20 protein-coding genes are annotated in these 23,540 nt (G+C 68.3%); 10 read left to right on the top strand and 10 right to left on the bottom strand.

The genetic code is table 11. From position 1 onward, the window contains the following. Positions 1–5: 5 nt before the first annotated feature. The 10 genes from ACWEOO_RS28615 to ACWEOO_RS28660 form a co-directional block, all read right to left on the bottom strand. Positions 6–2,666 (bottom strand): exo-rhamnogalacturonan lyase family protein, encoded by a 2,661-nt coding sequence (locus ACWEOO_RS28615; RefSeq protein WP_452145656.1) that lies wholly within the window; start codon positions 2,664–2,666, stop codon positions 6–8. Between the two features lie 5 nt (positions 2,667–2,671). Further along, positions 2,672–5,266 (bottom strand): exo-rhamnogalacturonan lyase family protein, encoded by a 2,595-nt coding sequence (locus tag ACWEOO_RS28620; protein ID WP_452145657.1) that lies wholly within the window; start codon positions 5,264–5,266, stop codon positions 2,672–2,674. Further along, positions 5,263–6,162: a carbohydrate ABC transporter permease gene (locus tag ACWEOO_RS28625; protein ID WP_452145658.1), complete on the bottom strand. Its 900-nt coding sequence runs from the start codon at positions 6,160–6,162 to the stop codon at positions 5,263–5,265. The genes ACWEOO_RS28620 and ACWEOO_RS28625 overlap by 4 nt, the downstream gene beginning before the upstream one ends. Before the next feature lie 13 nt (positions 6,163–6,175). Then, positions 6,176–7,168: an ABC transporter permease gene (locus tag ACWEOO_RS28630; protein WP_452145659.1), complete on the bottom strand. Its 993-nt coding sequence runs from the start codon at positions 7,166–7,168 to the stop codon at positions 6,176–6,178. Between the two features lie 3 nt (positions 7,169–7,171). Then, a complete protein-coding gene (locus tag ACWEOO_RS28635) occupies positions 7,172–8,719 on the bottom strand; it encodes an extracellular solute-binding protein (protein WP_452145660.1) in 1,548 nt (515 codons plus the stop codon). 10 nt (positions 8,720–8,729) lie between these two features. Then, complete coding sequence (locus ACWEOO_RS28640) at positions 8,730–9,293, bottom strand: YesL family protein (protein ID WP_452145661.1); 564 nt, start codon at positions 9,291–9,293, stop codon at positions 8,730–8,732. A 369-nt stretch (positions 9,294–9,662) separates the two neighbouring features. Beyond that, complete coding sequence (locus ACWEOO_RS28645) at positions 9,663–10,298, bottom strand: DUF1961 family protein (RefSeq protein ID WP_452145662.1); 636 nt, start codon at positions 10,296–10,298, stop codon at positions 9,663–9,665. After that, entirely contained in the window at positions 10,298–11,317 is a 1,020-nt protein-coding gene (locus ACWEOO_RS28650) for a LacI family DNA-binding transcriptional regulator (RefSeq protein ID WP_452145663.1), read from the bottom strand. Before ACWEOO_RS28650 ends, ACWEOO_RS28645 begins: the two co-directional genes overlap by 1 nt. 77 nt (positions 11,318–11,394) lie before the next feature. Next, a complete protein-coding gene (locus ACWEOO_RS28655; RefSeq protein WP_452145664.1) occupies positions 11,395–12,294 on the bottom strand; it encodes an alpha/beta fold hydrolase in 900 nt (299 codons plus the stop codon). Beyond that, positions 12,294–12,695: a hypothetical protein gene (locus ACWEOO_RS28660; RefSeq protein ID WP_452145665.1), complete on the bottom strand. Its 402-nt coding sequence runs from the start codon at positions 12,693–12,695 to the stop codon at positions 12,294–12,296. The genes ACWEOO_RS28655 and ACWEOO_RS28660 overlap by 1 nt, the downstream gene beginning before the upstream one ends. Positions 12,696–12,776: 81 nt before the next feature. Here ACWEOO_RS28660 and ACWEOO_RS28665 point away from each other — a divergent pair, with 81 nt between their 5' ends. The 10 genes from ACWEOO_RS28665 to ACWEOO_RS28710 all read left to right on the top strand — a co-directional run bounded on the left by ACWEOO_RS28665 (position 12,777) and on the right by ACWEOO_RS28710 (position 23,540). Next, positions 12,777–13,241 carry a hotdog fold domain-containing protein gene (locus tag ACWEOO_RS28665; protein ID WP_452145666.1) on the top strand — a complete coding sequence of 155 codons (465 nt, stop codon included), beginning with the start codon at positions 12,777–12,779 and terminating at the stop codon, positions 13,239–13,241. A 9-nt stretch (positions 13,242–13,250) separates the two neighbouring features. Next, positions 13,251–14,411, top strand: coding sequence for a GNAT family N-acetyltransferase (locus ACWEOO_RS28670; protein ID WP_452145667.1), 1,161 nt, complete (start codon positions 13,251–13,253; stop codon positions 14,409–14,411). Positions 14,412–14,484: 73 nt separating this feature from the next. Then, positions 14,485–15,081 (top strand): crossover junction endodeoxyribonuclease RuvC, encoded by a 597-nt coding sequence (gene ruvC / locus ACWEOO_RS28675; RefSeq protein ID WP_355478490.1) that lies wholly within the window; start codon positions 14,485–14,487, stop codon positions 15,079–15,081. 41 nt (positions 15,082–15,122) lie between these two features. Next, complete coding sequence (ruvA, locus tag ACWEOO_RS28680; RefSeq protein WP_452145668.1) at positions 15,123–15,725, top strand: Holliday junction branch migration protein RuvA; 603 nt, start codon at positions 15,123–15,125, stop codon at positions 15,723–15,725. 3 nt (positions 15,726–15,728) lie between these two features. Further along, positions 15,729–16,781 (top strand): Holliday junction branch migration DNA helicase RuvB, encoded by a 1,053-nt coding sequence (gene ruvB / locus ACWEOO_RS28685; RefSeq protein ID WP_363709104.1) that lies wholly within the window; start codon positions 15,729–15,731, stop codon positions 16,779–16,781. Positions 16,782–17,018: 237 nt separating this feature from the next. After that, the gene (gene yajC / locus ACWEOO_RS28690; RefSeq protein ID WP_452145669.1) at positions 17,019–17,501 is read left to right on the top strand and encodes a preprotein translocase subunit YajC; all 483 of its coding nucleotides are present in this window, start codon (positions 17,019–17,021) and stop codon (positions 17,499–17,501) included. Between the two features lie 87 nt (positions 17,502–17,588). Beyond that, positions 17,589–19,331 carry a protein translocase subunit SecD gene (gene secD / locus ACWEOO_RS28695; protein WP_452145670.1) on the top strand — a complete coding sequence of 581 codons (1,743 nt, stop codon included), beginning with the start codon at positions 17,589–17,591 and terminating at the stop codon, positions 19,329–19,331. Further along, entirely contained in the window at positions 19,331–20,506 is a 1,176-nt protein-coding gene (secF, locus tag ACWEOO_RS28700) for a protein translocase subunit SecF (RefSeq protein ID WP_452145671.1), read from the top strand. The genes secD and secF overlap by 1 nt, the downstream gene beginning before the upstream one ends. Further along, the gene (locus tag ACWEOO_RS28705) at positions 20,506–21,045 is read left to right on the top strand and encodes an adenine phosphoribosyltransferase (protein ID WP_452145672.1); all 540 of its coding nucleotides are present in this window, start codon (positions 20,506–20,508) and stop codon (positions 21,043–21,045) included. The genes secF and ACWEOO_RS28705 overlap by 1 nt, the downstream gene beginning before the upstream one ends. A gap of 131 nt (positions 21,046–21,176) precedes the next feature. Continuing rightward, complete coding sequence (locus ACWEOO_RS28710; protein WP_452145673.1) at positions 21,177–23,540, top strand: RelA/SpoT family protein; 2,364 nt, start codon at positions 21,177–21,179, stop codon at positions 23,538–23,540.

A 23,540-nucleotide genomic window follows, 5' to 3' on the forward strand; every position in this document is an offset into this window, starting at 1 on the left:
CCACCTCACGGGTTCACGATCTGGTCGCCGACCAGCGCGAGGGTCTGGATGGCGGCGAGGCCGTAGAGGGCTGTGGTGTTGGTCGAGACCCACTTCGCGGCCTTGGTCGGGTTCAGGGTGGTGGACACGTCTTCCGCGGTCCACGGCAGGTTCGGTGCGTAGCCGTCGCCGGTGTAGAAGTCCTTCCACGCCCGTGCTGCCAAGTCGTCCCGGTCCAGCCGCACAGCGGCGTACGCCGTCAAGCGAGCATGGCCCTGCCGCAAGATCAGGTTGCCGAAGTACGCCCCGCATTCCGCCGTCTGCTCGGCACGGGTCGCGTTGAACAGCCGGCAATACTGCAGCCACGCGGACTCGAACGCGGGCATGTCGACCAGGTCGATCAGCTCGGCGCAGATCTCCACCTGGCCGAACATCGCGCTCAGATGCGACACACTGACGATCTTCTCGGTCACCGGCGCGAACCGGCCGGTGTCCAGGTCGTAGAGCCCGCTACCGGTGACGAACCCGTTGGGCATCGCACCGATCGTCTCCATCGTCCCGAGCAGCTTGGCCTTGGCCACGGCCGCCTTCGGCCCTTGACGCTCCCACTCGGTCAGCCAGGCTGCCGCCAGACCGCTCCAGTCCGTGCCGAGCCCGATGGACAACGCATGCGGGTCAGGCGTGTACGGCTCGGTCCGGATCTTCCGCAGCGGATCCAGCACCAAGAACGTCTTGTCCGAGTCGACCAGCTCCGACAGCAGGTCGCCCGTACGCTCGTCAGCCGTCAGGTAGTAGTAGAACCGCCGGTACACCGCCGTACTGATCCGTTGCTGCTTCGCGCTGTCCGCCCAGTGCTGTACGCCGTGCCGCGTGCCCAGACCGGCCCACTGACCCAGGTGGTAGACGTCGACCTCACCAGTGTGCCGAGTCATCGCCTCCGCGAACCGGAAGATGTCGGCGCGCCCGGAGCGCAGGAACGCGTACCAGAGCCACAGGTCCGGTGACAGCTCCGAGTTGTCCCACGCGTACCCGCCCACGTCGTACCGCCACACCAGCCGGTCCTCGTCGAACGTGTGCATGATGTCGCCGTAGTCCCAGAACCCGTACCAGTGCCGGGACTCGACCTGTCCGCGGTAGTAGTCGAACAGGAAGTCCAGGTGGTCCTCGATCGACTTCTTGGCGGGCACGGACCGGTCCACCGGGGTGAACAGGCCGCCGAACACCCTGGTGTTCACCAGTTGATCCACCGGGTTGATCAGCTGCGGGGGAGTCCGGACCTGGTCGGCCAGGTCACCCAGCCGCGCGGCCGACGGCGTCGCCTCCAGCGCCCAGAACGTCAGCTCCGACGTCCGGGCGATGCCGTACGGCGTACCGAACGCGGGCTCGTAGTCCTCGTAGGTGATGTTGAGTCCCTCGAGCTGCTCCGGGTACGTGTCCTGGCCCATGCCGTCGTGGTAGAACCGCGTGTCCATCGCACCGGCCGCCGGCGACCACAGCCACACGGTCACCTCGGCTTCCTCGGTCGCCGCGTTCCGGATGTCGAGCTGGGTGGGATGCCGTTGCCAGAAATCCCTGAGCCCAAAGGCGAATCCGCCGCTGACCCCACCGACGTACCCGAGTCCGGAGGCGCGCTTGCCCTGGTCGACGGAGATCCAGCCGTAGCCCTTCTTCGTGCGTTTGCGGACCGTGAATCCGTCGGCGGTCAACTGGCTCAGCGAGTAGTCGCCCCACTCGGGGATGTACTGCAGCCGCGTCGTCACCCGCTGGTCCCAGGTGGCCGGATCGGGCAGCTTGGTCCCGGCGATCTGCGCGGCGCGGACGGCGGCGCCCGGGTCGCGTCGTAGCCCGGTGATGCCCTTCACGGCCTCGGACACCGCTCCGTGTCCCTCACCGACGAACCGGACGTGCCGGTCGTACGCCGCGTCGCGCATCGGCACCGAGAACCGCACGCCGAGCCCGGCAATGTAGTCCTTCTGCCCGTCGCGGTCGTAGACGAACGTGTGCACCATCCGCACGTTCTCCGCACCCGCCACGAAGTACAGCCGGACCGAGAACGGCAACCAGGCCTGCCCTCTGCGCGACTTGTGCCGGCCCTCGACCTTCACCACCGCGCGCACCGGACCGGCCTGCTCGACGGTGACCTTCTGGATGTCGCTCTCGTACTGCTCCCGGACGGCGCCGCCGGCCTCGTCCTCGGCGATCTTGTCCTGCTTCAGGTTGACGAGCACACCCTTGTGGGCGATCAGCACGTCACCACGCCAGATCTGGCTGACCACCTCCGAGCCGCTCTTGCGGATGCGGGTGCGGATCACGCCGGTGTCGACGTCGACGTACAGCTTCTCGTTCTTGACGGTGACGGGCCGCGCGGGCGCGGTCGCCGTACCGGGGCCGAGTGTGTACGACTCGGCGGGTGCGTCCACCGCGATGGCGTGTGCGCTCCACTTGAGCGAGCCGTCCGGCCAGTAGGCGGTCGGCCAGCTCTGCAGTGGTACGTCGGCGCCGTCGGCGGACTTGAGGGCGAAGGACTGGTTCGCCGGTACGACGCCCTTCGGCCACGGCGTACCCCAGGTGGTGACAGCCGCTGTGGTGGGCTTGCCTTCGAGCCAGCTGAGTTTGACCTCAGAGGCTTCGGCAGCCGCGGCCGGTTGGATGTTGTCGAGCAGGGACACCGCAGGTACTGCGGCCATACCCGCTAGGACCGTACGTCGGGAGACCTCCATGCTGCTCCACCTCTGTCATTTTCGGTGTCAGGTCTGTGTTCGGAAATCAGGGAAAGGTTTTGGATCGCTGCCAGCGCGTACTGCGATGCGCCGTTGGTGCTGATGAACGCTGCCTCGTCGACCGGCATCAGGGCGCCGTCGACCGGAGTGGTCCGCCACTCGGCCTCGCGTTGCAGGGCGTTGCGGTTGAGCTGATCGCCTTCGTCGACGAAGAACTTGCGCCAGGCCAGCTGGGCCAGCTCTGTGTCACCGGTGCGCGCGGCGGCGTACGCGGCGAGCCGGCTGTGGGCTTGGACGAGTGAGATGCCTTGTAGCGGTTGACCGACTGCTGCGGCCTGCTCCTCGGGCGAGAGCAGGTACAGCCGGCAGTAGTCGAGCCATGCCTTCTCGAACCCGGGCACGTCGAGGTCCAGGTCGATCAGCTCGGAACAGATCTCCGGCAACCCGAAGAGCGAGGACAGGTGCGAAACGGCAATGCCTCGGCGGCTGGTGTCGAACCGGCCGGTGGTGAGGTCCAGCCGTGCGTTGCCGGTCAGGAAACCGAAGTGCAGTGCAGCGATGTCGGTCATCGTTCCGACCAGGCGTGCACGGGCGCGCTCGTCCCCGTGCCGCTCCCAGCGCGTCAGCCATGCGGCGGCCAGCGCACCCCAGTCGACACCCAGCTCGATGGACAGCGCACGCGGGTCCGGGGAGTAGACGTCGGGCCGCACCTTCCGCTGCGGGTCGACAGCCAGGAACGCATCCTCGAGGGACACCAGTTCGTCCATCAGGTCGCCGGTCCGCTCGTCTGCGGTCAGGTAGTAGTAGAAGCGCCGGTAGATCGCGCTGGAGATCCGCACCTGCTTGCAGCTGCAACCCCAGTGCTGCACGTTGTGCCGCGACCCCAGGCCCTTCCAGCGACCCAGGTGATGCACGTCGACCTCACCGGTGTGCCGCGTCATCGCCTCGGCGAAGCGGAACACGTCAGCGCGGCCGGTCCGGAGGTACTGGTACCAGAGCCACAGGTCCGGTGAGAGCTCGGAGTTGTCCCAGGCGTATCCACCCACGTCGTACCGCCACGTGTGCCGGTCGCGGTCGTAGGTGTGCATGACGTCGCCGTAGTCCCAGAACCCGTACCAGCGGCGCTGCTCGCGCTGACCGACGTAGTACTGGAAGAGGAAGTTCAGGCGGGCCTCGATGTCCTGATGGTCCGCTGTGGGCAGACTCCAGGTGCCGAACACACCTGCCTGCAACAGACGCGCCGGGGCGACGGTGAGCAGTCCGGGGGAGTTGAGCAGCGCTGTGTGCTCCGACAGCTCCTCTGCCGACGGTGTGGTGTTGTGGACGCGCAGGGTCAGCTCATGCGTGCGAGCGATACCGTGCGCGTTGCCGAAGCCTGGCTCGTAGTCCTCGTAGGTGATCTCGAGTCCTTCGAGCTGCTCCGGGTACGTGTCCTGGTCCATGCCGTCGTGCCAGTAGCGCACGTCGATGGCCGGCGCGCTGGGCGACCACATCCACACGGTGGCCGTCGCCGTCGCCGTGGCCGCGTTGCGGATGTCGAGACGGGTCGGGTGCAGTTTCCAGAAGTCACGCAGTCCGAAGCCCAACCCGCCGCTGACGCCACCGACGTACCCGTAGCCGGGGGCTCTGGTGCCGGACGGGATGGTGACCCAGGCGTGTCCTTCGCCGGTGCGCTTCCTGAGGGTGAAGCCGTCCGCGCTGGTCTGGTCGAGTGTGTAGTCGTTCCACTGCGGGACGAGGTGCAGGCGGTCGGCCACCTCCGGGTTCGGGATCGCTTCGACGGCGCGGCCGGCGACCTGCGTACGGCGTACCTCCTCGCCCGGATCGCGGCGCAGACCGGTCAGGCCGCGCACCGCCTCGGTGAGGAAACCGGACGGACCGGCGAGCCGGATGTGGCGGTTGTGGGGCTCGTCGCGCATCACCACGTCAGCGCTGAGTCCCAGGCCGGCCAGGAAGTCGCGATCCGGATCGCCGTCCCAGACGAAGCTGTGCACGATCCGTACGTCGCTCGCGCCGGCGTAGAAGTACAGGCGGACCGAGAACGGCAGCCAGTCGCCATGCTTGCCCTCGAGCCGGACGACGGCGCGCACCGGGCCGTCCTGCTCGACAATGAGATTGTCGACAATCGCTGTCGTCTGCTGCCTGGTCCGGCTCGCGTCGTCGTTCGGCGCGTCCTGCCGCAGGCTGACCAGCCGGACGTCGCGGACGATCTCCCGATCATTGTCGACAATCGACGCGATCAGGCCGGGTTTCCGCAACGTCCAGGTGATCGCACCGGTCGTCACCCGCACCTCGTCACCGACCCGCTCGACGTGCAGGGGTGCCGTCGGCTCGGCGGGTTCGCCGACGACGAGCTCGTACGACGACTCCGGTCGCTCGGACGGCCCGGTCGCGTGCGCGGACCATTTGACCGAGCCGTCCGGCCACGTCGCAGTCGTCCAGCTCTGCACCGGCGTACCGTCGGCCAGCGCGAACCGGGTGCCGTTGGCAACCGTTCCGCGCGGCCACGGGACGCCCCACGTGACGCCTTGTCTGCAAGGAGTTTCGAGCCATTGCAGTGTCGTCATTCCTTCACCGATCCGATCAGCACGCCCTTCGCGAAGTGCTTCTGCAGGAACGGGTAGAAGAAGAGGATCGGCAGCGTCGCGACCACGACCACGGCGAACTTCAGGCCCTGCTCCGGGAACGTGACCGTCTCCAGCTGCTGCAGGACGTTCGCGGAGTCCGCGTTCGCCGCGGTCAGCTGGCGGACGATCATCTGCAGCGTCCACTTCTTGCTGTCGTCGATGTAGAGAAGTGGCGACATGTAGTCGTTCCAGATCCCGACCGCGTAGAACAGCGAGAACGTCGCGATGATCGGCTTCGACAACGGCAGCACGATCCGCAGGAACACGTTCAGCTCGTTGCAGCCGTCGATCCGGGCCGCCTCCTCGAGCGCCTCCGGCAACTCCTGGAAGAAGCTCTTCACCACGATCAGGTAGAACGGGTTGATCGCCAGCGGCAGGACCAGCGCCCAGTAGCTGTCCAGCAGCCCGAGATCCCGCACCACGAGGTACGTCGGGATCATGCCGCCGCTGAAGACCAGCGTGAAGATCACCAGGTTCAGCACCAGCGCGCGGCCCGGCAGGAACCGCTTCGCGAGCGGGTAGGCCATGGTCAGCGTCAGCAGCAGCTGGATCACCGTGCCGACCGCGGTCACCGCGACCGTGGTCAGCAACGCCCGGACGAACGTGTCGGTCGAGAAGATGTAGTGGTAGGTGTCGGTGACGAACTTGTGCGGCCACAGGAAGAACGGCCGCGAGCTGATCTCGGACTCGGTCGCGAACGACCCGGCCAGCACGTACAGCAGCGGCAGCACCGTCACCAGGGCCAGTGCGGTCAGCACCACGACGTTCAGGACGTCGAACACGCGACTGCCGACCGAGTCGTAGTACCGGACTCGCTGCTTCATGACGGGTTTCATCGTGGTCCTCCTCTCAGAACAGACCGCGCTGGCCCATGCGCTTGGCCAGCAGGTTGGAGCCGAAGATCAGCACGACGCCGACCACGCCCTTGAACAGGCCGACGGCCGTCGCGTAGCTGAACGAGCCCTGGGTGATGCCGATGTAGTAGACGAACGTGTCGAACACGTCCGCGACGTCGCGGTTCAGCGACGTGGTCATCAGCCAGATCTGCTCGAACCCGGAGTCCATCAGGTGCCCGGACGTCAGGATCGCCATCACCACGATCGTCGGCCGGATCGCCGGCAGCGTGATGTGCCAGAACTGCCGCCACCGACCGGCGCCGTCCACCCGGGCGGCCTCGTACAGCTGCGAGTCCACGCCGGCCAGCGCGGCCAGGTAGATGATCGTTCCCCAGCCGGTCTGTTTCCACAGCAGCTGCAGCACGATCAGCGGCCGGAACCAGTCCGCCTGCGCGACGTAGTCGGTCTTCTGCCCGCCGACGATCCCGTGGATCCAGTTCGCGATCACGCCGAAGTCCACCGAGAACAACAGGTAGGTGAGCGAGGCGACGATTGTCCACGACAGGAAGTGCGGAATGTAGACAAGCGACTGCACGGACCGCTTCAGGACGTTGACCCGCAGCTCGTTCAGCAGCAGGGCGACCACGATCGGCGCCGGGAAGACGAAGACGATTGTCAACAATGCGAGCAGCAGAGTGTTGAACAGCAGCCGGCCGAAGTCCGGTCCGGTGAACAGCTCCTGGAAGTGCTTGAGCCCGACCCACTCGCTACCGGAGTAGCCGAGGAACGGTACGTAGTCCTTGAACGCGATCGTCAGGCCGTACATCGGCAGGTACTTGAACACCACGAAGTACACGAGACCGGGCAGCAGCAACAGGTACAGCCAGCGGTAGCGGAACAGGTCCCGGGGCAGGTTCCGGGTACGGCGTGCGCGCTTGGCGGCGGGCGCCGGCCGCGAAGAATCCGCGGCCGGCTGCACCACCTCGGGGACGAGGTCGGTCGCCATCCGTCAGCCGCCGGCCTTGGCGGACAGGTCGTTGACCTCCTTGACGATGTCCGTGCCGCCGCTGTCGTACCAGCGCTTGATCTGCGCCTTCAGCTGCTCCTCGGTGATCGCTCCGGACAGGTACTTGATCCGCGCGTCCGGAATGATCGTGTCCAGCGTCTGGCCCTTCGCCACCGCGGTCGGCGCGATGATGCTGAGCGCCGGGTTGAACACCGCGGTCTTCAGGTCCTCGTTCATCAGCACGTCGAACTTCTCCCGCATCTTCCGGCTGGCCTCGTCGTTCGGCCGCAGCGCGTACGCACCCAGTCCGACCGAGGCCCGGGTCCCGAGCTGGATGAAGGCCTTGTCGACGTCGTTCTGGATCGCCTTCACCTTCGGGTCGTCCTGGTTGAGCGGTACGGCGTACTGCCCGTCGACCTTGAAGTTGCGGCCCTCGATCCCGTTCGTCAGCAGGATCGAGCCGTCCTTCGACTCCAGCTTGTCGAGCGTCTGCAGGACCTGGTCGAGCTGCTCCTCCGTGCGCACGTGCTGCTTGGAGATCGCCATCACCATGTTGTAACCAGTGAACGGATACGAGTGCTTCTCGCCGTCCGGACCCTTCAGGTTGCCGACCAGGGTGACCTTGTCGAAGTCCTTCGGGTTCTTCTCCTTGAACAGGTCGAGCAGTTGGGTGGCCCGCACGTTCACGTCGATGATCATGCCGCCCTTGCCCTGCACGAACGGGTCGTTCCAGTTCGCGCTGTCGAGCGTCGCGAAGTCCGGGTTCACCAGGCCTTCCTGCACCCAGCCGCGCAGCCATTCGTTGGCCTTCAGGAACTCCGGGGTGTCGAAGCCCGGGACCAGCTTGCCGTCCCGCTCACCCCACCCGTTCGGCGCGCCGAACCAGGTCTCGACCACGTCGTACGGGCTGGCGCTCGCGTAGTTGCCGGGCCACTTCGGGATGATCAGGCCGTAGGTGTCCTTCTTGCCGTTGCCGTCCGGGTCCTTCTCGGCGAACGCCTTCGCGATGGTGTAGAGGTCGGTCGTGGTCTGCGGCTCCTTCAGGCCGAGCTTGGCCAGCCAGTCCTTGCGGATCACGATGCCGGAGCGCAGCAGCGGGCGGACCCGGTAGATGCCGTACGTCTTGCCGTTGGTCTGCGAGTTCTTCGCGGTCTGCTCGTTCGACGGCTTCAGGTTCGGGTACTTGTCGAGCTTGCCGGTCAGGTCCCAGAACGCGCCGGCCTCGGCCGCCTTGACGAACGACGGGCTCTTCTCGTTCACCACCATCACGTCCGGGATCTTGTCCGACGCGAGCGTGACGTTCGACTTGTCGCCGTACTCCGCGTTCGGCACCCAGGTGACCTTGAGCTTCTTGCCGATCAGTTTCTCGACCGCCTGCTGCAGTTCGCCGTTCGGATCCGGTGCGGTGCCGAACAACGGCGCCATCACGGTCAGCTCGTTACTGGCGGCCTCGCCGCCCTTTTCGTCGCCGCCGCCGGAGCAGGCGGAGGCAGCGAGCAGTGCCGTCGTGACGGCGGCGACGGCGATCCGCCGTCGGGAGAAGATGGTCATCGGTTCCCTTTCAGTTACCACTCGGGTGCAGGCGCGCGTCGTTCTCGGCGAAGAAGCGCAGGCAGAGCCAGGTGTCGAGCTGGATCCAGGCGCCGCCGGCCAGCACGAACCCGAACACCGGGAACTTCACCGACACGAAGGCGACGGACACCGCGACGAACAGCAGGACCAGGGACGAGGCCGGCCGCGCGAGCGCGACCAGCGATGCCTTGGGCAACAACATGCGGATCCCGAGGTCGTAGTGCACGGCCATCGGGAGCGCGTAGGCGGCGATCAGCCCGAGCGCGACGAGTGCCGCGAGGCTGGCCAGGCGGGGGAGTGCGGCCCCGAGCGCGGCGAAGTACAGGTAGTTGCCGACCAGGACGACGGCGACCGCGATCAGGGGCAGTACCACGAGCGTGCCGCGCCGGAACTCCCGGCGGAACGCGGTACGGAAGGCAGGAAAGGCGTGAAACGATTCATCGGATGACCTGCGTCTGGCGAGTGAATATGCCGCAAGCGTGGCCGGTCCGATACCCAGAGCAACGCCGCCGGCGAGCGTGAAAAGGATCCACAGGGCGTTCAGCTTGATCACCCAAAGGACCTCGTCTGCAGCGCCGTACAGCCTCACGGCCCAGCCTGTGTCCATGCCGGTTCCTGCCTTGTTTCGGGGCGAAAAGTGATGTGACCGTATGGTTGAATCGTCTCAATGTCAACACCTCGGAAAGCGTTTGTCAGACACTGGTCACCGCGTCGCGTCCCACCCGCACCGCGCCCACACCCGCGCACACCCAGCCGGCGCTCCGACGCCCCGCGCCGGCCTTGGGTGGGTGTGCACTGTGGACAGGACGTGTCGGGCACTCGGGTAGTGCACCTGAGCGTGATCAGCTCCGCGCGTACACCGTCTCGCAGGTGCACTACCTGTCGATCTGCACCTCGCACCCGCCGCACGGGGTGGTAGGGGTCAGGGGGTGGTTACGCGGAGGTTGGCGTATTCGCCGATCAACGGCGCCATCTGCCGGAAGCCGATCCGGCCGCCGGGCAGCGGGCGCTCGTCGTACCAGGCGAAGCTGACCAGGTCGTTGACGGCGAACGTGATCTCGCCGCGCTGGACGGTGAGGCGCAGGTGATAGGGCCCGTCGGCGTCGGCGACGTCCGGGATCGGGTCGGCGCCCTGCGCGACGAGATGGAAGCCGTAGCTCTTGCGCAGGTTGCAGGTGTGGAAGGCGCGCTCGGCCGGCCAGCGCCGGCGGAAGTACGAGACGTGGTACGTGTCGAGGTCGCCGTGGTGGTACTGCTCGTACGGCCCGGTCCGCGGCCGCAGCTCGAACAGGTCCTCGCCGTGGCGACCCTTCGCGTGGAAGAACAGGATGCACAGACCGGGCTCGCGGATCGGCCAGAAGTCCCACTCGACGGTGATGTCCGGCGGGAACTCCTCCGGGCACCACAGCACGACGTTCGCGTCCTGGCCGTCGTCCGCGGGCCGTACACTCTCCAGCCGCAGCCGCCCGAGCGGGTACGACGTCGCGCCGTCGCCCTCGAGCCGGAAACCTTCGAGATCGGCTGGCTTCGCGAGCGGATTCTCGTACAGCACGGTCATCAGCGGCGGCGCATGAAGTCGCTGGATTCGCGCACAATGAGGTCCGGCTGGAAGATCACTTGGCGATGCCGGTGCTGCTCGGCCGACTCGACCTCCTCCTGCAGCAGCTCCATCGCGGACCGCCCGAGCAGCTCGGCCGGCTGCCGCACCGACGACAGCGGTACGGCGGCGGCGCGGGCGAAGTCGATGTCGTCGTACCCGACGATCGCCATGTCGCGCGGGACCCGCAGACCGGCCACCGCCATACCCTGCAGGAACCCCAGCGCCAGCAGGTCGTTGGCGAGGAACGCCGCGGTCGGACGGGACCGCGCCGGGAGCGCGGCGATCTGCTCGCCGATCGCTCGACCTTCGACGACACCCATCACGTCGACCTCGTGGTACTGCAGCTCCACGTCGTCGCCTTCCGCCGCGACGGCCGTGATGCCGTCCTTGCGGTCGGCAACTTGTTGCATCGTGAACGGCCCGCCGATGAAGGCGATCCGGCGATGGCCGGCCTCGATCAGGTGGTTCCCCGCGAGGCGTCCGCCGAGCTGGTCGTCGACCGAGACCGAGCAGAGGCCGCGGTCCGCCGTACGGTCGACGAGCACCACCGGCGTACCGCGGTCGACCAGCGCGGTGAGCCGCGGATCGGTGCTGTCGAACGGCGTGATCAGGATGCCCATCACGCGTTGCTGCTCGAGCTGGTCGAGGTGATGACCTTCGCGCACCGGGTCGGTCTTGCTGTTGCACAACATCACCACGGTGTCGTGCTCGTACGCCAGCGCCTCGGCGCCCTCCGCGAGATCGGTGAAGAACGGGTTCGTCACGTCGAGCACCACCAGCCCGACCGTCCGGCTCTTCCCCGCCCGCAGATGCCGGGCCGCCTCGTTCCGCACGAACCCGAGCGCGTCGATACTCGCCTGCACCCGCTCCCGCGTCGCCGGCGCCACAATCGCAGGCCGGTTCAAGAAGTTGCTGACCGTCCCCACCGAAACCCCGGCCCGCCGCGCAACCTCCTTGATGCTGGGCGTCCCCATCATCCCCCGTCCAGCCGCGTAGTTCCGGTCCCTCGCAGTCTATCCCGAATTGAATCGTCAAAATCTACCCACCCTGGGCTTTACGTGTCGGCTGTCGTCGCGACGTCGAGGACTGCTCGGGCGAAGGATCCAGGGTCTTCCTGGGGTGGATTGTGGCCGATGCCGGGGAGTTCGCGCCGGTCGAAGCCGCCGGTGAAGAGCGGTTCCTCGAGGGTCGAGTCGTCGGGCCCCAGACCGTCGGCGAGGGCGTCGAGCACGACGGCCGGCACGGTGATCTCGGGTGTGGTCGCCAGCAGTTCCTCGAGCTGGTCGTAGCGCGGGTCACCGGGTGCCATGCCGCGACGGTGCCGATAGGAATGAATGACGGTCGCGACGAAGTCCGGATTGTGCAGGCTGGGTGAGCTGGCGGCGAAGGCAGTGGCTGCGCCCGCCCAGGTCGGCGACCACTGCCGCCACAGCAGCCCGCAGAGCTCGTCCGTGTAGCGCTCCAGCCCGGCACGCCCGCGATCGGTGAGGAAGTAGTGGGTGTACCAGGCAGCACTCTCGGCTTCGGGAGGTGCGGGCTCGGCAGATCGGGCAATGTCCTGGATGTTGTACCCGCCGACAGTCACCAGGCCGACGACCCGCTCGGGCGCGACGGCGGCGGCGATGCAGGCGGCCCGGCCACCCCAGTCGAAGCCGCCCACGACGGCGCGTTCGATCTCGAGCGCGTCGAGGAGATCCAGCAGGTCTTGGCCGAGGGCGCCTTGCTGCCCGGAGCGCATGACGTCATCGCTGCGGTACCGGGTCGGCCCGTACCCGCGCAGATACGGCACCACAACCCGCATCCCCGCCTCGACGAGCACGGGCACCACGTTGTCGTAGCAACGAACGTCGTACGGGAAGCCATGCAGCAGTACGGCGGTAGGCCCGCCACCCGATCCGGCCAACTCATAGGCGATGTTCAGCACCGGTGTCGACGCAGTTCCCGACTGATCCATCAAACTCTCCTCGCTTGCGGGCCGGCCATCGTGGTCGTACCAGCCGTATCCGGACCATCCACCGAAACCCGCACCGGCCGGCCAGGCGAAGCCCCGCCGATCAGGTCGACCAGCTGCGTCAGCACCTCTTGTCGCGCACTCAGGACGGTACCGCCAGCTGCCGTGAACGTGGCGACCGCGGTCCGGACGTCGTCGACCAGCCAGTTCGGCTCGTACGACAGGCGCTCGGTCAGCACCAGCTCACTGTCCCCGTCGGGCAACCCGAGCCCCGCCTGCGCAACCGCGTCGTTGCGCCACATCACCCGATGCTCGAGCCCGTCGACGTAGAACCGAATCCCCTCGTCAAGGCTCGGCACCGGGACCTGTACCGCATCCACGCGCCGCAGAAGTCCGTTGCTCATACCCCAGCGTCTCCCAGACCGGGGCCCGTGGTCCTACTTCTCCTCTTCACACCTGATGTGACTCGTGAGTAACATCAGCGCATGAGTCAGGTGTTGGGGTTGTGGGAGCGGTTGCGTGGGGTGCCTGGTGGGGAGCGGGTGTTTTCTTGGGGGTTTGCGTGGAAGGCGCCGTACTTTCGGTCGGTGCGGCCTCGGTTCGTGCAGGTGAGTCCCAACTATGCAGCCTTGACGTTGCCCAAGCGGCGGGCGGTGCTGAATCACATCGGGACCGTGCATGCGATTGCCGTGTGCAACGGTCTGGAGGCGGCGATGGGGGCGTTGGCCGAGGCGACGGTGCCGGCGGGGAAGCGGTGGCTGCCGAAGGGGATGGAGGTCGCGTATCTCGCCAAGTCGACGTCGGATCTGACGTGCTCGGCGGAGACGGATCCGGAGACCTGGGCCGCGGGGCCGGATGTGCCGGTGCGGGTCAAGGCGACTCGTGACGACGGGACGGTGGTCGTCGAGGGGACGATTCATCTCTGGGTGACGGACAAGAAATCGACGTAGGGTCGCCCCGTGACTGAGCTGCGGGTGGTGGAGGTTGCCGAGGAGTACCTGGACTCGGTGTTCGAGGTGCGGACGCGGTCGTTCGGGCCGGGCGGTGACAAGGACGAGTGGAAGAAGTCGGCGCGGCAGTTCGTCGCGGACGGGCGTTATCTCGGAGTCGTCGACGGTGACGAACTGGTCGCGGCGGCGCGGATCTGGCCGCTGGAGCAGTGGTGGGGCGGGCGGCGGGTGGCCAACGGCGGTGTGGCCGGTGTGGTCGTCGCGCCGGAGTACCGCGGGCGCGGCGTCGGCAGTCTGTTGATGCGCGCCGTGCTCGATCGCTGCGCCGAGAAGGGCTATCCGCTGACCTCGCTGTATCCGGCGACCACGGTGCTGTACCGGCGCCTGGGGTACGAGTTCGCGGGCAGCCGGCATCTGTACACCTTCCAGGCGGCCGATCTGCGGACCCTGGGCGGCAACGGTACGGCGGTGCGCAAGGCGGGTCGTGACGACGCCGACCTGTTCCTCGAGCTGGCCGGGAAGGTGCACGAGGCGCGGCGTTCGAACGGTCCGCTGGTCTGGCCGCGCGCGCAGGTCGAGTCCTGGCTGGAGGACGACAACAGCTTCGCGTACGTCGCCGAGGACGGCTTCGTGGTCTACAAGTGGTCCGACCGCGAGCTCGCCGTCGATGAGCTCATCGCCGGATCGGAGGAGACCGCTCGCGCGCTCTGGGCGACCGTCGGCTCGGGTGCGTCGATCGCGAAGACCGTGGAGGCGTGCTGCCCGCCCTTCGACGCGATCCATCTGATGGCCGAGCACGAGGCCACCGGCAAGTCTTGGCAGAACCGCTGGATGCTCCGGCTCGTCGACGCTCCGGCGGCCCTCGCGGGACGAGGATTCCCGGACGGCGTCGTACTCGAGGCGGATCTGCGGATCGACGACCCCGAGTTGCCCGCCAACACCGGCGACTGGCACCTCTCGGTCGGCAACGGATCGGCCCGGCTCACCGCCGCCGAGCCGTCGAGCGACGCGCTGCGACTCGGCCCCCGCGGGCTGGCCGCGCTGTACGCCGGTATGCCGCTGGCGACACTCCGCGGAGCCGGCCTGGCTGCCGGGGGAGCGGCGCCCGCCGACGCGGCGTTCGACGCGGCCTTCGGCGGACCCGCGCCGTACATGCTCGACGACTTCTGAGCCTCGGCGCGCCGATTTCCAAAGGCCCGTCGCCTCCGTCTAGGGTTGTCGAACAAACGTTCGGAGGTGGTCCATGCGGGTGCTCGGCGTCGACCCGGGACTGACCCGGTGCGGCCTCGGCGTCGTCGAGGGGACGCCGGGGAAGCCGCCGGCGCTGGTCGCCGTCGGGGTGATCCGGACGCCGGCCGACCTGGACGTGGCCAAGCGGCTCGTGCGGATCGAGGAGGAGCTCGACGAGTGGATCGCCCGGCACCAGCCGGACGCGGTCGCGGTCGAGCGGGTGTTCGCCCAGCACAACGTCCGGACGGTGATGGGGACGGCGCAGGCGTCGGGGATCGCGATGGTGGTCGCGGCGCGCCGCGGGCTGCCGGTCGCGCTGCACACGCCGAGCGAGGTGAAGGCCGCGGTCACCGGATCCGGCCGCGCGGACAAGGAGCAGGTGACCACGATGGTCACCCGGATCCTCAAGCTCAGCGAGCGTCCGACGCCCGCGGACGCCGCCGACGCGCTCGCGCTGGCGATCTGCCAGGTGTGGCGCGGCGGCGTGGCGAGCAAGTTGCAGCAGGCGGCCGCGAGCCGGGTCAACCTCGAGGCCGCGGCGCAGGCGCAGTCGCGGCTGCAGGTGGCGCGGCTGCGGGCCGCGGTGGCCGCTCAGCAGGGCAAGCGGTGATCAAGCAGTGATCGCGACGTGAGCAGGCTTGGAGGCTGGCGATGATCGCCTTTGTACGGGGCCCGGTGGCGGCCATCGGAGTGGACAGTGCCGTCGTCGAGGTCGGGGGAGTGGGCCTGCTCGTGTACTGCGACCCGGGCACGCTGGCCGGGTTGCGACCGGGGCAGGAGGCCCGGATCTCCACGTCGATGGTGGTCCGTGAGGACTCGCTGACGCTGTACGGGTTCGCGGACGACGATGCGAAGACCACCTTCGAGCTGCTGCAAACCGCGTCCGGGGTCGGGCCGAAGCTCGCCCAGGCGGCGCTCGCGGTGCTGAGCCCCGACCAGCTGCGGCAGGCAGTCGCCACCGAGGATCTCGCCGTCCTGGTGAAGGTTCCGGGCATCGGCAAGAAAGGCGCCCAGCGGATCGTGCTGGAGCTGAAGGACAAGATCGGCGCGCCGTCCAAGACGGTCACCGGCCGGCCGCTGCAGGCGCAGGAGGCGTGGCGCGACCAGGTGCACGCCGGCCTGGTCGGTCTCGGCTGGTCCGCCCGCGACGCCGAGGACGCCGTCACCGCCGTGTCGCCGCTCGCCGCCGACAACCCGAACCCGTCCGTTCCCGACCTGCTGCGTGCCGCGTTGCGCGTGCTCTCCAAGGCTTAAGAGATGGAAGACAACGTCCGGCCGCTGGTCTCCGCGGACGCGGTGGATCTCGAGGAGCGCAAGATCGAGTCCGCGCTCCGGCCGCGCACGCTCGCCGAGTTCGGCGGGCAACGGAGGGTCAGCGAGCAGCTCGAGCTGGTGCTGCACGCGGCCCGCGGCCGCAACCGCGCGCCGGACCACGTGCTGCTGTCCGGTCCGCCCGGGCTGGGCAAGACCACGCTGGCGATGATCATCGCCAGCGAGATGTCCGCGCCGCTGCGGGTGACGAGCGGTCCGGCGATCCAGCACGCCGGCGACCTGGCCGCGATCCTGTCCGGGCTGAGCGAGGGCGAAGTCCTGTTCCTGGACGAGATCCACCGGATGTCCCGGCCCGCCGAAGAGCTGCTCTACATGGCGATGGAGGACTTCCGGGTCGACGTGATCGTCGGCAAGGGCCCGGGCGCCACCGCGATCCCGCTCGAGATCCCGCCGTTCACCCTCGTCGGCGCGACCACCCGGGCCGGTCTGCTGCCGGGACCGCTACGTGACCGGTTCGGGTTCACCGGTCACCTGGAGTTCTACGAGGCGGCCGAGCTGGAGAAGATCGTGAACCGGTCGGCCGCGCTGCTGGAGGTCGACATCACGCCCGAGGGCGCGACCGAGATCGCGTCCCGGTCCCGGGGGACGCCGCGGATCGCGAACCGGCTGCTGCGCCGGGTCCGCGACTTCGCCGAGGTCCGGGCGGACGGCATCATCACGCTCGCGCTGTCCAAGGCGGCCCTGGATCTGTACGAGGTGGACAAGATGGGCCTGGACCGGCTGGACCGTTCGGTTCTGGACGCGTTGTGCCGCCGGTTCGGCGGCGGGCCGGTGGGTCTTTCCACGCTCGCGGTTGCGGTCGGCGAGGAACGTGAGACCGTGGAGGAAGTAGCGGAACCTTTTTTGGTCCGGTCGGGCTATCTGGCCCGTACGCCGCGCGGTCGCGTCGCCACGCCCGCGGCCTGGCGGCACATCGGGCTGAAGGTACCGAAGGGCGCGACGTTCGCGGACACGCTCTTCGACACCGACGAGGACTGAGGAGTTCGGCTCTAACTGAACAAGAGCGGAGTCCGGGGAACACCGACCGGCGCCGGAACGTAGACACTGCGTGACGTGGACGTGGTGAGTAACTCAAACGTGACCCGGTGTCATGAGGTAGTTGTTGACGCTCAGGGTTAGACTCCCCGGTGGCCTGACCTCCAGGCCGTCCGCTCCGACCTGCGCGTTCGTGCAGGGCACTCCGACAACCGACCCGACGAAGGATTCTGAGACCCGATGCAACTCCTCGCCGTACCGATGGCCTCCTCCGGGGGCGGTGGCATCACGCTGCTGCTGCCGCTGATCCTGATCGTCGGAATGATCTGGTTCATGAGCCGGTCGCAGAAGAAACAGCGTCAGCGTCAGGCCGACACGGTCGCTGCGCTCTCGCCCGGCACCAAGGTGATCACCACCAGCGGCCTGGTCGGCATCGTCGAGGAGACGGACGACGACTACGTGACGCTGGAGATCTCCGAAGGTGTGCTGGTCCAGGTGGTCAAGGCCGCGATCGGCCGGGTGATCCCGGACGAGGACGCCGCCACCGACGAGGTCGAGGCGCCTGTGGCTGCCGACGAGGCCCCGGCCGCCACGACGGTCGTCACCGACGAGGCCGACGACGCTGCGAAGGTCGACGTACCGGACGCGGGCAAGGCCGGCGAGAAGGCCGACGGCAAGGTGCAGGACGCGCCGAAGCTGCCGCCGACGCACACCGAGAACTGATCTCCTTCCCCACAACGGCCTGCGGCGCGGCGTTCGGCGTCCACCAGACGGTGCGGCGCGCCCAGAAGTACAAAGGTTGAAACTGACGTGGCAACGACTTCGACATCCCGCCCCGGGCGGAGCCTGATCGGCTTGCTGGTGGTCGTGGTTCTGCTGTTCGGGATCATGGCGCTGACCAAGACCTGGAAGCCCAAGCTCGGGCTGGACCTCCGGGGCGGCACCACCATCACGCTGACTGCCAGCACGATCGACGGCAGCGGCAAGGTGACCGCCGAGCAGCTGAACGAGGCGAAGAACATCATCGGCCAGCGGGTCAACGGTGCGGGTGTCGCCGAGTCCGACATCACCACCTCCGGGGCGAACCACATCAACGTGGCTGTCCCCGGCGCCACGAAGGAATCCCTGGTGTCGCAGGTCGGCCAGACCGCCCTGCTGTACTTCCGGATGGTGTACGACGCGCAGGCCGCGGCGCCGCAGCCGACGCCGTCGACCACCCCGTCGACGACGCCGAAGCCGACCACCACGCCGAAGGCGACCACGACGCCGAAGCCCAGCGCCACGATCAAGCCGAGCACCACGCCCAGCTCGCCGAAGGGCCGGGCCTGGAGCAGCGCACTCGGTGAGGCCACGCCGACGCCTACCCCCAAGGCCAGCGCGACGCCGACCGCCAAGCCGAGCGCGACGCCGTCGACGCCGGCCGCCGGGGGCGACCCGCTGAACTACACGCCGGACGCGGCCACCCAGGCGGCGTTCGCGACGTTCAAGTGCGGCGACAAGCAGGTCGACGACCCGAACAAGCCGATCTTCTCCTGTGACCGCCAGGGCACCTACAAGTACCTGCTCGGCCCGGCGATCATGAAGGGCACCGACCTGTCGGACGCCTCCGCCGGGATCCCGCAGAACGGCCTGCAGTGGCAGGTGAACCTGAAGTTCACCGGCGAGGGCGGCGACAAGTTCCTGAAGGCGACCACCGCGATCTCCAAGCGCGGCCAGGGCCAGAACCTGTTCGCGATCGTGCTGGACGGCGAGACCATCTCGACGCCGAGCGTGGAGAACCCGATCCCGGGCGGCCAGGCGCAGATCACCGGTACCTTCACCGAGGCCGAGGCCCGCGACCTGGCGAACGTGCTGAAGTACGGCGCGCTGCCGGTCAAGTTCGACATCTCCTCGGTCGAGACGGTGTCGCCGCAGCTCGGCGGCGACCAGCTCTCCGCGGGTATTTGGGCCGGTCTCGCCGGTCTCGCGCTCGTCGTCGTGTTCTGCTTCCTGTACTACCGTGGCCTCGGCATCGTCGTGGTCCTGTCGCTCGGCGCCGCCGCCGTCCTCACCGGATCGCTGGTGATCCTGCTCGGCAAGGCGATCGGGTTCACACTGACGCTGGCCGGTATCGCCGGTCTGATCGTGGCCGTCGGTATCACCGCGGACTCGTTCATCATCTACTTCGAACGACTCCGCGACGAGGTCCGTGAGGGCCGCAGCCTGCGGTCGTCGGTGGAGACCGGCTGGGCCCGCGCCAAGCACACGATCATCGCGGCCGACTCGATCTCGCTGCTCGCCGCGCTGGTGCTCTACGTACTGGCGATCGGCAGCGTCCGCGGCTTCGCGTTCACGCTGGGCCTGACCACGTTGATCGACCTGGTCGTGGTCTTCCTGTTCACCAAGCCGCTGGTCACGCTGCTCGCCCGGACCGACTTCTTCGGCCACGGGCACAAGCTGTCCGGACTCGATCCGGAACATCTGGGCGTCGAACGACTGCCCGGACAGACGAAACCGACGGCCCGGCCGCGGAAGACGCCGTCCACGCGCAAGCCGGTCGGAGGGGAGGTCTGATGTCGAAGCTCGGACAGATCGGTGCCAAGCTGCACCGCGGCGAGGTCTCCTACGACTTCGTCGGTCACCGCAAGTTCTGGTTCAGCCTCTCGGCGGTGCTGGTCATCATCTCGCTGGCCGGCCTGTTCACCCGCGGCCTGGCGCTCGGGATCGAGTTCAAGGGCGGCGTCGAGTACGAGGCGAAGGTCAAGGTCACCGACAGCACGGTGCAGGACTTCAGCGACGCCGTGAAGGCGACCAACGCCAAGGACCTCGGCGACCCGGTCGTCACCACGATCAACAACGAGAAGGTCCGGGTCCAGACCAAGCCACTGGGCCAGAACGACATCGGCGTCGTCCGCGCGGCGATCGCCAAGGAGGCCGGTATCCCGGCCGACCAGGTCACCTCGCAGCAGATCGGCGCCTCCTGGGGCAAGCAGATCGCCGACAAGGCGATCCTGGCGCTGGCGGTGTTCCTCGGCCTGGTCTTCTTCGTGATCTGGGTGTATTTCCGCGAACCCAAGGCGTCGCTGGCCGCGATCATCGCGCTGGTGCACGACGTCACGATCACCGTCGGCCTGTACGCGCTGATCGGTTTCGACGTCACCCCGGCGACCGTGATCGGCGTTCTGACCATCCTCGGTTACTCGCTGTACGACACGGTCGTGGTGTTCGACAAGGTCCGCGAGAACACCCGCGGTATCACCGGGTCGAACCGCTACACGTACTCGGACGCGACCAACCTCGCCGTCAACCAGACCGTGGTCCGCTCGATCAACACCACGGTCACCGCGCTGTTGCCGGTGGGCGCGATCCTGGTCGTCGGTACGTGGGTGCTCGGCACCGGCCCGCTCAAGGACCTGTCGCTGGCGCTGTTCGTCGGTATCGCCGTCGGTGCGTACTCGTCGATCTTCATCGCGCCGTCGCTGCTCGCGGTCTTCAAGGAGCGCGAGCCGGGGATGCAGGCGCTGCGGAAGCGCGTCACCGCGAAGAAGGCGCAGACCGCTGCCGCCGCGGCCGCTCCGGTGGCCGTGCCGGCAGGTGCCGGGGCTACTCGTTCCGCCGTCCAGGACACGCCGCGGAAGGCGGACCGGACGACCGGTGCTGCCCCGACGCCCTCGTCGCGGCCGATGAAGGCAGCTGCGGCGGGCCGGCCGCAGCCGACGCGCAAGCCGCGGTCGAAGCGCGGCAAGTGATGCGGTCGCTCGAGCAGGTTCTCACCGACGGCATTCGCGACATCCCGGACTACCCGCAGGCGGGGGTGGTGTTCAAGGACATCACCCCGCTGCTGGCCGACCACACCGGCTTCACCCAGGTGGTGGAGGCGCTGGCGGCGGCCGGCAAGGACGACGACGGCACTCCAATGGTCGACAAGGTGGTCGGGATCGAGGCCCGCGGCTTCATCTTGGCCGCGCCGGTCGCGCTCGCGCTCGGCGCCGGGTTCGTGCCGGTGCGGAAGAAGGGCAAGCTGCCGGCGGCGACGTACGAGGAGTCGTACGCGCTGGAGTACGGCGAGGCGACGATCGAGGTGCACCAGGACGCGTTCGCTCCTGGTGACCGCGTGCTCGTCATCGACGACGTCCTGGCCACCGGCGGCACCGTCGAGGCCTGCCTGCGGCTGATCCGGCGCTGCGGCGCCGAGGTCCTCGGGACGACGGTCCTGCTCGAACTCTCCTTCCTCCCGGGCCGCGAACGCCTCGAGGGCGAGACCGTCAGCTCCCTCGTCACGGTCTGAATTCGGGCAAACTCTCCGTCGCCGCGAGCTGACTCGGCGTGTTGTCCACAGGCGGTTCGGCCTGGTTGGATGCGGGCCTCTAGACTGGTGCTCTGTCGGCGGAGGGACACAACGTGGGCGAAGACCCGGCGATGACATCTGCGGTACCGAACGCAGGACCGCAGGAGCCTCCGCGCGCGCCGTCACCGGTGCGCCCGGCGCCGGTGCCCCAGCCGCCCGCGACCCAGCCGCCGCGGATCGCGCCGGCCCGGGTCCGTGCCCGGCTCGCCCGCCTCGGCGGCACCCGGCACCCGAACCGGGCGCCGATGCTCGAGCCGCTGTTCCGGGTGGTGCGCGCGACCCACCCGAAAGCCGATCTCGGCATGATCGAGCGCGCCTACCGGACCGCGGAGAAGTACCACACCGGCCAGATGCGCAAGAGCGGCGACGCCTACATCACGCATCCGCTCGCCGTCGCCACCATCCTCGCCGAGCTCGGCATGACCGCGACCACGCTGTGCGCCGCGCTGCTGCACGACACCGTCGAGGACACGCCGTACACGGTGGAGGACCTGACCCGCGACTTCGGCGAAGAGATCGCCATGCTCGTCGACGGCGTCACCAAGCTGGACAAGGTGCGCTACGGCGAGTCGGCGCAGGCCGAGACCATCCGCAAGATGGTCGTCGCGATGTCCAAGGACATCCGGGTGCTGGTGATCAAGCTGTCCGACCGGCTGCACAACATGCGCACGCTCGGCTCGCTGCGCCAGGAGAAGCAGGAGCGGATCGCCCGCGAGACGCTGGAGATCTACGCCCCGCTGGCCCACCGGCTCGGTATGAACACGATCAAGTGGGAGCTCGAGGACCTGGCGTTCTCGACCCTGCACCCGAAGGTGTACGACGAGATCGTCCGCCTGGTCGCCGAGCGCGCACCGTCCCGCGACGAGTACCTGGCGACCGTGATCGACCAGGTGCACGAGGACCTGCGCTCGGCGAAGGTGAAGGCCACCGTCACCGGCCGGCCGAAGCACTACTACTCGATCTACCAGAAGATGATCGTCCGCGGCCGCGAGTTCGGCGACATCTACGACCTGGTCGGCATCCGGGTCCTGGTCGAGTCGGTCCGCGACTGCTACGCGGCGCTCGGCATCATGCACGCGCGGTGGAACCCGGTCCCCGGCCGGTTCAAGGACTACATCGCGATGCCGAAGTTCAACATGTACCAGTCGCTGCACACCACGGTGATCGGCCCGCAGGGCAAGCCGGTGGAGCTGCAGATCCGGTCGTTCGCGATGCACCGCCGCGCGGAGTACGGCATCGCCGCGCACTGGAAGTACAAGGAGGACCCGACCTCCGTCGCGCCGGCCGCGCCGAGCACCGACATCGGCGGGCCGAACGACATGCCCTGGGTGCGGCAGCTGGTCGACTGGCAGCGGGAGACCTCCGACCCGTCGGAGTTCCTCGACTCGCTGCGGTTCGAGATCAACAACGCCGAGGTCTACGTCTTCACCCCGCGCGGTGACGTGATGTCGCTGCCGACCGGGTCGTCCCCGGTCGACTTCGCCTACGCCGTGCACACCGAGGTGGGGCACCGCTGCATCGGCGCCCGGGTCAACGGGCGGCTGGTGCCGCTGGAGAGCACCCTGGAGAACGGCGACGTCGTCGAGGTGTTCACCTCGAAGGCGCAGGGCGCGGGGCCGTCGCGCGACTGGCTGACGTTCGTCAAGAGCCCGCGCGCGCGGAACAAGATCAAGCACTGGTTCTCCAAGGAGCGCCGCGACGAGGCGATCGAGCACGGCAAGGATGCGATCGCGAAGCAGCTCCGCAAGGAGGGTCTGCCGCTGCAGCGCCTGCTGTCGCACGAGACCCTGACCGCGGTCGCGAACTCGCTGCGCTACCCGGACGTGACCGGGCTGTACGCCGCCGTCGGCGAGCAGCACGTGAGCGCGCAGGCCGTCGTCCGGCGCCTCATCGAGACGTACGGCGGTGAGGAGGGCGCGGCCGAGGACCTGGCCGAGGGCCTGCGGCTGCCGCAGTCCCGCGAGCGCCGGAAGCGGACCGCACGCGGCGACGCCGGTGTCATCGTCAAGGGCGCGACCGACGTGCTGTCGAAGCTGGCCCGGTGCTGTACGCCGGTGCCCGGCGACGAGATCATCGGCTGGATCACCCGCGGCGCGGGCGTCTCGGTGCACCGCGCCGACTGCGCGAACGTGGAGAACCTGAAGACCCAGCCCGAGCGGATCGTCGAGGTCGAGTGGGCGCCGACCGCCCAGTCCGTCTTCCTGGTCGCGATCCAGGTCGAGGCGCTGGACCGGGCGCGGCTGCTGTCGGACATCACCCGGGTGCTGTCGGACTATCACGTGAACATCCTGTCCGCGGCGCTGACCACCACCCGCGACCGGATCGCCAAATCCCGCTTCACCTTCGAGATGGGCGACCCGACCCACCTAGGCCACGTCCTGAAGGCCGTCCGCTCCGTCGAGGGCGTCTTCGACGTCTACCGCGTCACGCAGTAG

Source organism: Kribbella sp. NPDC004138 (assembly GCF_053603655.1).